General features: G+C 59.5%; 8 protein-coding genes. 4 read left to right on the top strand and 4 right to left on the bottom strand.

The features are described 5' to 3' along the window. Positions 1-249: 249 nt before the first annotated feature. The 3 genes from pal to A6V37_RS37350 all read right to left on the bottom strand — a co-directional run bounded on the left by pal (position 250) and on the right by A6V37_RS37350 (position 3,049). Entirely contained in the window at positions 250-768 is a 519-nt protein-coding gene (gene pal, locus A6V37_RS37360; protein WP_064271447.1) for a peptidoglycan-associated lipoprotein Pal, read from the bottom strand. Positions 769-1,107: 339 nt separating this feature from the next. Continuing rightward, the gene (locus A6V37_RS37355) at positions 1,108-1,539 is read right to left on the bottom strand and encodes a carboxypeptidase-like regulatory domain-containing protein (protein ID WP_064271445.1); all 432 of its coding nucleotides are present in this window, start codon (positions 1,537-1,539) and stop codon (positions 1,108-1,110) included. Positions 1,540-1,591: 52 nt separating this feature from the next. Further along, a complete protein-coding gene (locus A6V37_RS37350; protein ID WP_064271443.1) occupies positions 1,592-3,049 on the bottom strand; it encodes a trypsin-like peptidase domain-containing protein in 1,458 nt (485 codons plus the stop codon). Positions 3,050-3,257: 208 nt separating this feature from the next. On the opposite strand from A6V37_RS37350, the gene A6V37_RS41155 reads away from it, so the two are divergent. The 4 genes from A6V37_RS41155 (at position 3,258) to A6V37_RS37335 (ending at position 6,562) form a co-directional block, all read left to right on the top strand. Further along, complete coding sequence (locus tag A6V37_RS41155; RefSeq protein WP_131799942.1) at positions 3,258-3,482, top strand: hypothetical protein; 225 nt, start codon at positions 3,258-3,260, stop codon at positions 3,480-3,482. Between the two features lie 219 nt (positions 3,483-3,701). Further along, the gene (locus A6V37_RS37345; RefSeq protein ID WP_064271441.1) at positions 3,702-4,013 is read left to right on the top strand and encodes a high-potential iron-sulfur protein; all 312 of its coding nucleotides are present in this window, start codon (positions 3,702-3,704) and stop codon (positions 4,011-4,013) included. A gap of 346 nt (positions 4,014-4,359) precedes the next feature. Then, a complete protein-coding gene (locus A6V37_RS37340) occupies positions 4,360-5,466 on the top strand; it encodes an IS5 family transposase (RefSeq protein ID WP_064271440.1) in 1,107 nt (368 codons plus the stop codon). Next, the gene (locus A6V37_RS37335; RefSeq protein ID WP_064271438.1) at positions 5,438-6,562 is read left to right on the top strand and encodes a tellurite resistance/C4-dicarboxylate transporter family protein; all 1,125 of its coding nucleotides are present in this window, start codon (positions 5,438-5,440) and stop codon (positions 6,560-6,562) included. The genes A6V37_RS37340 and A6V37_RS37335 overlap by 29 nt, the downstream gene beginning before the upstream one ends. 73 nt (positions 6,563-6,635) lie before the next feature. On the opposite strand, the gene acs is transcribed toward A6V37_RS37335, so the two are convergent. Beyond that, positions 6,636-8,576, bottom strand: a complete 1,941-nt coding sequence (acs, locus tag A6V37_RS37330; protein WP_064271436.1) for an acetate--CoA ligase — start codon at positions 8,574-8,576, stop codon at positions 6,636-6,638. Positions 8,577-8,694 lie beyond the last annotated feature (118 nt).

The following is an 8,694-nucleotide window of genomic DNA, read 5'->3' as shown; positions in this document are numbered from 1 at the left end:
CCAGATGATCCAGATACGCGTCAAATTCGTCGACATCCTCTCTCATTCCGGTCGCCCGAAGTCTTTATTATTTAATACTACCAGGTATCACTCCACAGTAAATAGCTTTTGTGACACAGTAAGATTAAGCGATAGCAAAGCAATGGCGAGGCTGCGCTACGAGTCGCAGACCCAATGCTGCTCGCGAAACCACAGTCGCCGCAATTGTGCGGAAATCGCGAAGCGGTCCGTCGTACCGTGCATCACCGATTACTGTTGGTATGCTAAATCCGCACGACGGTTTTGCGCCCACGATGCTTCATCGTGTCCGGTTGCGACCGGCTTCTCCTTTCCGAAGCTGACCGCCTCGAGCTGCGAGTCTGGAACGCCAAACAGGACCAACTCACGGCGGACCGCCTCGGAACGCTTCTGACCCAAAGCCAGGTTGTATTCGCTCGTGCCTCGTTCATCGGTGTTGCCCTGGATGCGCACGTGGCGTTGCGGATGGCTCTTCAGATATTGCGCGTGCAGCTTCAGGAGCGGTTCATATTCGGGCTTGACGGTATAGTCGTCGAAGTCGAAATAGACGCTGCGCCTGGCGAGCGGACTGTTCGGGTCATTCAGCGGGTCGACACTTACCTGCGTAACGACGTTGGGGTTCGTTTGTGCACCGATACCACCACCGGCACCCGTTGCGTTGGCGCCCTCGTTGAGCTTGACGCCCGAGTGACATGCCGTCAACGCCGCCACCAGCAGAACGGTGAGCAACTTAGCAAGTTTCGATGTCATTTGGTCCATCCGTGGTGTTTAAACACTGCCGGCAATACTCATGTCTCGAGCTGATGTCTCATCGCTGCCCAGCACCTGCTTGTCGAATCTGCCCGGCGGCGCTTTGTCGGGCGCCGTCAATCAGAGACGATTCGTGGGGCCCCTCTTTGCCTGCAGCGCCGAGAAACGAAACGTCGCGGTCGCCGCGTAACCCTTGGCCGTCATCGGTTGACCTCCAGGTTGCGGACTCACCAAGGCACGGCTTGATTGGGTTGGTGTCGACATGGCAATCAGGTTGGTGCGTGTTGTCGTCAGACGGATTGTTGAAGCTTACTCGCGGCGCATGGCCGATTCCGTGGTCTACATGGGCCATATGAACAGTTCGCGCGCGTGTGCGCCAATTGCAATACTCACCACGCGGCGTACCTGGTTTCCGTTGTAGCTGGCCGTCACCGTGTACCGACCATTCGGTAACGAAATCAGCATGAACGGCCCCCGCGAGCTTGTATCCAGCACAACCGTACCGTGTGCGTCGGAAATCTGGACAGGTATGTCCGCGAGATAGTCGTTCCCGGCGTTCGTCTTGCCGACGAACTCCAGAACAAGCGGATAGTTCCCCATCTCCCCCTTGATTCCCGCAGACTCGTCACTCCCCACACCACCGGACAAATAGCTAATACCACCCGCGTGCTGCAGGGGTGGAACACCGTCCGGCATGGCTAACGCAAGTTGTGCGGCGCCGGCGAGCATGAACGTCATCGCACTTAATCGCCATATCGAATGTTGCTTCATGTTGACCTCCGTCGAACGCCTTGAGATACAGGAGCATCCGGTGCGGGTACGCCTATCCGAATTCGATTGCCACGAAAATCGGATGACCATCACGCTGAACCAGCAGCGCGACATTGCTGCCAGCCTTGCCGAGTTCAGCACGCAGTTGGGCCGGGTTTGACATCGGTATATTGTTGATCCGCGAGATGATGTCCCCGGGCTGAACACCGGCTAGCGCTGCGGGACCCGTGCTCTCCTCGACGCGGACACCACCGGTCACTCTGGCCTTTTTCCGTTCTTCTGATGTCAGACTGCGCACCGCCAGGCCAAATTTTGCGATCGTAGTTTCAACGGGTTTGGCCGAGGCGACCGAGTTTCCCGCCCTCAGTGCACCCAACACGACCGAAGTTTCATGGACCCGTTGGTCCCGCCAAAACTTCACGCGCACTGCGGTCCCCGGGCGCAAGTTGGCCACGACCAGAGGCAATTGCGTCGAGTCGGTAATTGCCACGCTGTTCACCCGCAATATAACGTCTCCGGCTCGCAAGGCAGATTTGGCTGACGGACCGTTCCTATCAATCGAGCTGATGAGCGCGCCGATGGGCTGGGCCATCCCGAGAGACCCCGCGAGAGGCGCGCTGACCTCCTGAATAGTCACGCCCAAGTGACCGTGCTCAACTTTCCCGTGAAGCTTCAATTGCTGCTCGATTCCCATCGCGACGTCAATCGGAATCGCAAAAGAAAGTCCCTGAAAGGTACGATGAACTGGCGTATCAATACCGATGACATCGCCGTTCAAATCGAAGAGTGGCGCACCTGAGTCGCCGGTATCGAGGGTGAGGTCGGTTTGGATAAGGGGGACATACATTTCGTCCGGAAGCAACCGCCCCTCGCCGCTAATAGTGCCGGCAGTGGCTGTATTTTCAAACCCGTAAGGCGAACCAACAGAGACGACCCATTGCCCGACCTTCGCATCGGATGGGTTTCTGATTTTCACCGTCAGCAAGTTATGCGCATCGATTTTTAGTAACGCTATATCACTCGGCGGGTCGATACCGATGACCGATGCTTTGAATTCGCGACGGTCCGCCAGCCTGACGATGATTCGCGATGCATCTGCAACCACCTGGGCGTCAGTGAGAATATATCCATCCGGGCGGATGATGAAACCAGAGCCGAGGGCTCCCGATAACAACGTACCTTCACTGGAACGGCTGGGGGAGAATTGCCTGAAGAACTGAACGAACGGGTCATGCTCATTCGATGCGGGCGGCCAAAGCGGCGTCAGATTCGCGATATGGCTCGTGCGAGGCGCGCTGATATTGACCACAGCGGGCCCGTTCTGCCGCACGATATCTGCAAAGTCCATCGCAATCCCTGTCGAGAGAACGCGCGGCGTCATCGGTATGGCGTCCGGAACCACCGAGCCCTGCACTGCTGTTGAATAGGTCGGTCTGGATATGCATCCGACAGACAAAACCGCCGCCAGACACGCCGCAACCGGCGTACGCATCAGATTTCCGGCTCGCATGGCACCGCTCCTCGCGATGTGAAAATGACCGGCGTGATGCAGCGCTTACGCAAGCGCCACGCATTCACTCCCTACTACTACGATTTCAGCCTAGGCGGACAAACTTAAGAGACACTTAAAATTTCACCGGGCGTGTTTGTAGAACGTCGGAGACTGGGTCATTCCCAGATATGCGCATCGCCTTCGACCGGCGACGCGCGGCGCTGCGTTGTTGTTTGCCAGCGGTTCTCCTGGTGCGCAGGGTGTCGTGCCAGGAACGGTCTTGATTCAAACGCACGAATCCTTTGCCACTGCGTATAACAAGCAGTGCATCGTCGATACCGCCGAACGCGACATTGCTCTGAAGGACATTTTTCATATCAACAGGTCAACACGCGCGCAGGTCCGCGTACTTCACAACAGCATCAAACGCGATTATTATATCGCGTTGTGATATAATAATCGGGGAATCGGCATTATTCAGCCGAAGTCAATGCAATCACAAACCAGCGATTTCGAGGCACGCGAAGCGCAAGCAATCCGGTGATCTCATCGGTGGGTATGGCGTATGCTGACCAGTCTTCCATAGACCGGCAGGATCCAGTCAACGTGACCGAGCAAAGGGCGACACGCCTTGCAATCACCGGCTCCATCTTCCACAGGAGTCCCTGTCATGCCACTCTCCCGCCGGCGTTTCATGATACTTGCCGCATCCGTCGCATCCACAACAGTTCTTTCCACTGAGTCGCGAGCCGAAGCCCCGTTGCTTGCCGAAAACGATCCCACCGCACAGGCACTTGGCTACAAGACGGACGCCGCGAAAGTGAACAAGACAAAGTTCCCCGGGTATCAGGCTGGGCAGACCTGCGCCAATTGCCAGCTGTATCAGGGCAAGCCCGGATCGGCGACGGGCCCCTGTCCAACCTACGGCGGCAAGCTGGTTTATGCAAAGGGATGGTGTAACGCTTACGTGAAAAAGGCCTGAATCGCGCGCTCCGGTGCGCAATCAGATGCAGGCGCATGAACAAACGGTGTCGAACGGTTTTTCCTCCTGTTTGGCCATGGGTCAGCTCGGCTCTGGCCCATATCGAATACCAGCGAAGAGTCGAGGTGCGGGTAGGCGTCAGGGAGCAACAAATGCCGACGTTCAATCCTGGTCAATCCTGGCTGGAGGCATTTCCACCAGTGGCCTTCGCGATGGTCATGGCGACGGGCATCGTCTCGGTCGCGGCGCATCTCCTAACAGGCTGTTGAATTTGGATCCCGTGTAAACGGGGTTTGAGGGACAGGCGTTATGGATATCGTGTTCATGATCTTTGGCAGCGGATACGATGCGCGGAATGGATGAGATGCAGGAGCCCCTGTTCACGACGGTCAAGCTGGAGGACTTCGTCCCGGCAGATCATCCGTTGCGACCAATCCGGTTGCTGGTGAATGATGCGTTGAAACGGCTCAACGGGCTGTTCAGCGTCATCTACGCGGACACCGGCCGTGCCTCGATTGCGCCTGAGAAGCTGATGCGGGCGCTGCTGTTGCAGGTGTTCTACTCGGTGCGCAGCGAGCGCATGCTGATGGAGCAGATGCGCTACAACCTGCTGTTCCGCTGGTTTGTCGGGCTGGCGATTGAGGACGCCGTGTGGGACCACTCGGTGTTCTCGAAGAACCGCGACCGGTTGCTGGAGCATGAAGTCGTGGAAGCGTTCTTCACCGAAGTCATGAGCCGGGCGGACCAACGGGGCTTGCTGTCGAGAGACCATTTCTCGGTGGACGGCACGCTGATTCAGGCGTGGGCCAGTCACAAGAGCTTCCGCCGCAAGGACGGCCCGGACGATGGGCCGCCAGCCGGCGGTGGCCGCAACGCCGACACTGACTGGAAAGGCGAGCGACGCAGCAATGCCACGCACGAGTCGACTACTGATCCGGAGGCGCGGCTGTTCAAGAAGAGCCGCAAGAGCCCGGCCATCCTGTGCTACCACGGGCACATCCTGATGGAGAACCGCTCGGGGCTGGTGGTCGGCGCCGCAGTCAGTCACGCAGATGGTTTCGCCGAGCGGGCCAGCGCGTTGCGATTGCTCGATTGCGTGCCAGGCGGTCATGCGAAGACAGTCGGTGCCGACAAGGCGTATGACACCCGCGACTTCGTGAACGATTGCCGCGCTCGCAACGTGACACCGCATGTCGCGCGCAACGATGAACGTTGGGGCGGCAGCGCAATCGACGGCCGCACTTCGCGGCACGCGGGCTACCGGATCAGCCAGATCATCCGCAAACGAATCGAAGAGCATTTCGGCTGGGGTAAAACGGTCGGTCGGATCCGGCAGACGGTCTATCGCGGCATCCGGCGCGTCGACCAGCACTTCAAGCTGACGATGGTTGCGAGCAATCTGACCCGCATGGCCCGAATGCCAGGTGCGGTGCCGCAAGGAGCGACGCGATGAGCCGCCATGGCGCGAAGACTGCGCTCCACAAGGGCTGCATGCGTGCGCATGCCCCACGCAGATTGCGCGGCGGACCGGCAATTCAGCGGAAAATCGCACGCGCAAGCCTTCTGAACATAGCTTCGTTCGTCATGACGGGGCACTTTTCAACAGCCTGCTAAGCTACGACATCGTTGGGTGGATCCTTCTCGGCATCAATGCCGTGGCGTATCCCGCCTTGCTTGCCATTACGCTATGCCGCCTTCTGCGCTATCCGCGTGCGGTGCATGCCGATATCGTCGATCACGGCCGTGGGCCAGGTTTTCTCACTCTCGTCGCAGCGACCGCAGTGCTCGGCAGCCAGCTGTCGACATATCATGTCCTGCCACAAGCTTTGCCGTGGCTGCTGGGTCTCGCGGCCGGGCTCTGGCTCGTCGTCGCGTATACGTTCCTCGCCGCCATGACCATCGTGCAAAGGAAACCCGGTCTGCACACCGGGCTCAACGGAACGTGGCTGCTGCTAGTCGTCGCCACCGAATCCATTGCGGTCCTCGCGACGGCCGTTTCACCGATCTACGGTGCCTCCGTGCCTCTCGATCTGCTGGCCCTTGCGGCGTGGCTGCTCGGCGGCAGCCTGTACATGATGCTGATTACACTGATTTTCTACCGATGGTGCTTCGTGCCCATGACTGCCGCAGATCTCACGGAACCGTGGTGGATCAACATGGGCGCGATGGCCGTAACCACGTTCGCCGGTGGCCGTCTCATTCTGGCCGGGCACGACCTGGCGGGTTGGCGGGGCGACGGCCAACTCGTTCTGCAGGTCCTGACTACCGCGTGCTGGGTCATGACGACATTCTGGATTCCTCTTCTCGCGGCCCTCTTCGTCGAGAAGCACGCCATCGTCGGCGATCCGATTCGCTACACGGCGGCCGAATGGTCAGTCGTCTTTCCACTGGGGATGTACTCTGCCGCCACCTACACTTACGCCGACGCCGCCCACCTTCCCTTTCTCGTCAACGTGGCCCGGATCACCATTCTGATCGCCTTCGCGACCTGGCTTCTCGCCTCGGTCGGATTGCTGCGCTCGGCGCTCAGATCGGTCAAACGAAAATGACGGAACGCACCAGGACCATCACGATCGATCGTGCCGCCCTGCGCGTCCGGGGCCTACGTTGCTTTTTCCCGCTTCAATGCGCTATCCGATGATCGATCAGCTCCTTGACGACACGTGGATCTGCCAGCGTGGAGACATCGCCCAGATTGTCGAAATCGCCGTCAGCGATCTTTCGCAGGATGCGGCGCATGATCTTGCCTGAGCGAGTCTTCGGCAGGACGGGTGCCCACTGAATAAAGTCAGGGCTGGCGATCGGGCCAATCTCCTTGCGCACCAGTGCCACCAGCGCCTCGCGCAACGCTTCCGCCGGTTCGACGCCGACCTTGAGCGTCACATAGGCGTAGATGCCCTGCCCCTTGAGCGTATGTGGGTAGCCGACCACCGCCGCCTCGGCAACGCCGGGATGCGTCACCAGTGCGCTTTCCACTTCGGCGGTACCGAGCCGATGCCCCGAAACGTTGACGACGTCGTCGATCCGTCCGGTGATCCAGTAGTCACCGTCTACGTCGCGATGGCAACCGTCCCCGGTGTAGTACTTGCCTTCGAACTGGCTGAAATACTGCTGTCGCATGCGATCCGGGTCACCGTACACGTACCGCATCTGTCCGGGCCATGAATCGAGCATGCACAGGCTCCCCGCCCCCGTTCCCTGGATCACCTCACCCTTTTCACCGACGAGAGCGGGCCGTACGCCGAAGAAAGGCCGCGTGGCCGCGCCGGGCTTGAGCGTCATGGCACCCGGCAGCGCCGTGATCAGAATGCCGCCGGTTTCCGTTTGCCACCAGGTGTCGACTACAGGGCAGCGCTTGTCGCCGACGACTTCGTAATACCATAACCACGCTGCTGGATTGATCGGCTCACCTACCGTACCCAGCAGACGCAGCGACTTGCGCGAGGTCTTCCTGACAGGCCCATCTCCGTCGCGCATCAGGGCGCGGATCGCGGTTGGCGCCGTGTAGATGATTTGCACCTGATGCTTGTCGCAGACCTGCCAGAACCGTGAGCTGTCCGGATAGTTAGGCACACCTTCGAACATCACCGTGGTCGCGCCATTGGCAAGAGGACCGTAGACGATATAGCTGTGTCCTGTTACCCAGCCAACGTCGGCAGTGCACCAGTAGACGTCACCATCGTGATAGTCGAAAACGTACTGGTGCGTCAGGGCGACGTACGTCAGATAGCCGCCCGAGGTGTGCACGACCCCTTTGGGTTTGCCCGTCGAACCGGAGGTGTAGAGGATATACAGCGGGTCCTCGGCATTCATTTCCTCCGGCGGGCAATCCGAGGAACTCTGACTCATCAGATCTTCGTACCAGTGATCGCGGCCTTCGCGCCATCCGACCTTGCCGCCCGTGCGCTTGACCACGATGCACGTATCGACCCCCGGGTATTTTTCCATCGCCACATCGGCGTTCTCCTTCATCGCTATCGCGCGACCGCCTCGCACGCCTTCGTCCGCCGTGATGAGAACGCTGGAAGCGCAGTCCTGGAGGCGGTTTGCCAGCGCATCAGGGGAGAAACCGCCGAACACCACGGAGTGCATGGCGCCAATGCGCGCGCACGCGAGCATCGCAACGGCCGCCTCGGGGATCATCGGCATGTAGATGGTCACACGGTCGCCCCGCTTGACGCCACGCGATTTCAGCACATTGGAGAATTTGCAGACTTCCGTGTGCAGTTCGCGGTAGGTCAGAGTCCGGCTGACGGCGGGATCGTCGCCCTCCCAGATGATGGCCACCTGATCGCCACGCGTCGGCAGATGGCGATCGAGGCAATTGCTGCAGACGTTCAGCGTGCCGTCGTAGAACCATCGGATGTGCAGGTCATCGCTGGCAAATGAAACGTCTTTCACATGGGTATATGGCTTGATCCAGTCGAGACGTTTGCCCTGCTCGCCCCAAAAACCCTCTGGATCTTCGGTCGAAAGACGGTACATCGCCTCGTAGACGGCCTTATCGGCCCATGCATGCTTTGACCACTCCGCCGGCACTGGAAAAGTTTGATGCTCAGACATGGCTTCCTCCTTGAGGACCTTGCGCTGCCATGCCGGCGGTAGAGGCGCCCTTGGGCACGCTGCCCCGCCGGCGCCGAACCGCTACGCTGCCTGTGGATGGGGTTGTTCTGCGTAGGGG

Source organism: Paraburkholderia ginsengiterrae (assembly GCF_001645125.1).
GTDB classification, from domain to species: Bacteria; Pseudomonadota; Gammaproteobacteria; order Burkholderiales; family Burkholderiaceae; genus Paraburkholderia; species Paraburkholderia ginsengiterrae.
This window is presented reverse-complemented; position numbering and strand designations above follow the sequence as displayed.

Excerpts from the sequence above, each read along its gene's own strand:
- pal (WP_064271447.1), bottom strand. The coding sequence starts at position 768 with ATGACATCGAAACTTGCTAAGTTGCTCACCGTTCTGCTGGTGGCGGCG.
- A6V37_RS37355 (WP_064271445.1), bottom strand. The coding sequence starts at position 1,539 with ATGAAGCAACATTCGATATGGCGATTAAGTGCGATGACGTTCATGCTC.
- A6V37_RS37350 (WP_064271443.1), bottom strand. The coding sequence starts at position 3,049 with ATGCGAGCCGGAAATCTGATGCGTACGCCGGTTGCGGCGTGTCTGGCG.
- A6V37_RS37345 (WP_064271441.1), top strand. The coding sequence starts at position 3,702 with ATGCCACTCTCCCGCCGGCGTTTCATGATACTTGCCGCATCCGTCGCA.
- A6V37_RS37340 (WP_064271440.1), top strand. The coding sequence starts at position 4,360 with ATGCGCGGAATGGATGAGATGCAGGAGCCCCTGTTCACGACGGTCAAG.
- acs (WP_064271436.1), bottom strand. The coding sequence starts at position 8,576 with ATGTCTGAGCATCAAACTTTTCCAGTGCCGGCGGAGTGGTCAAAGCAT.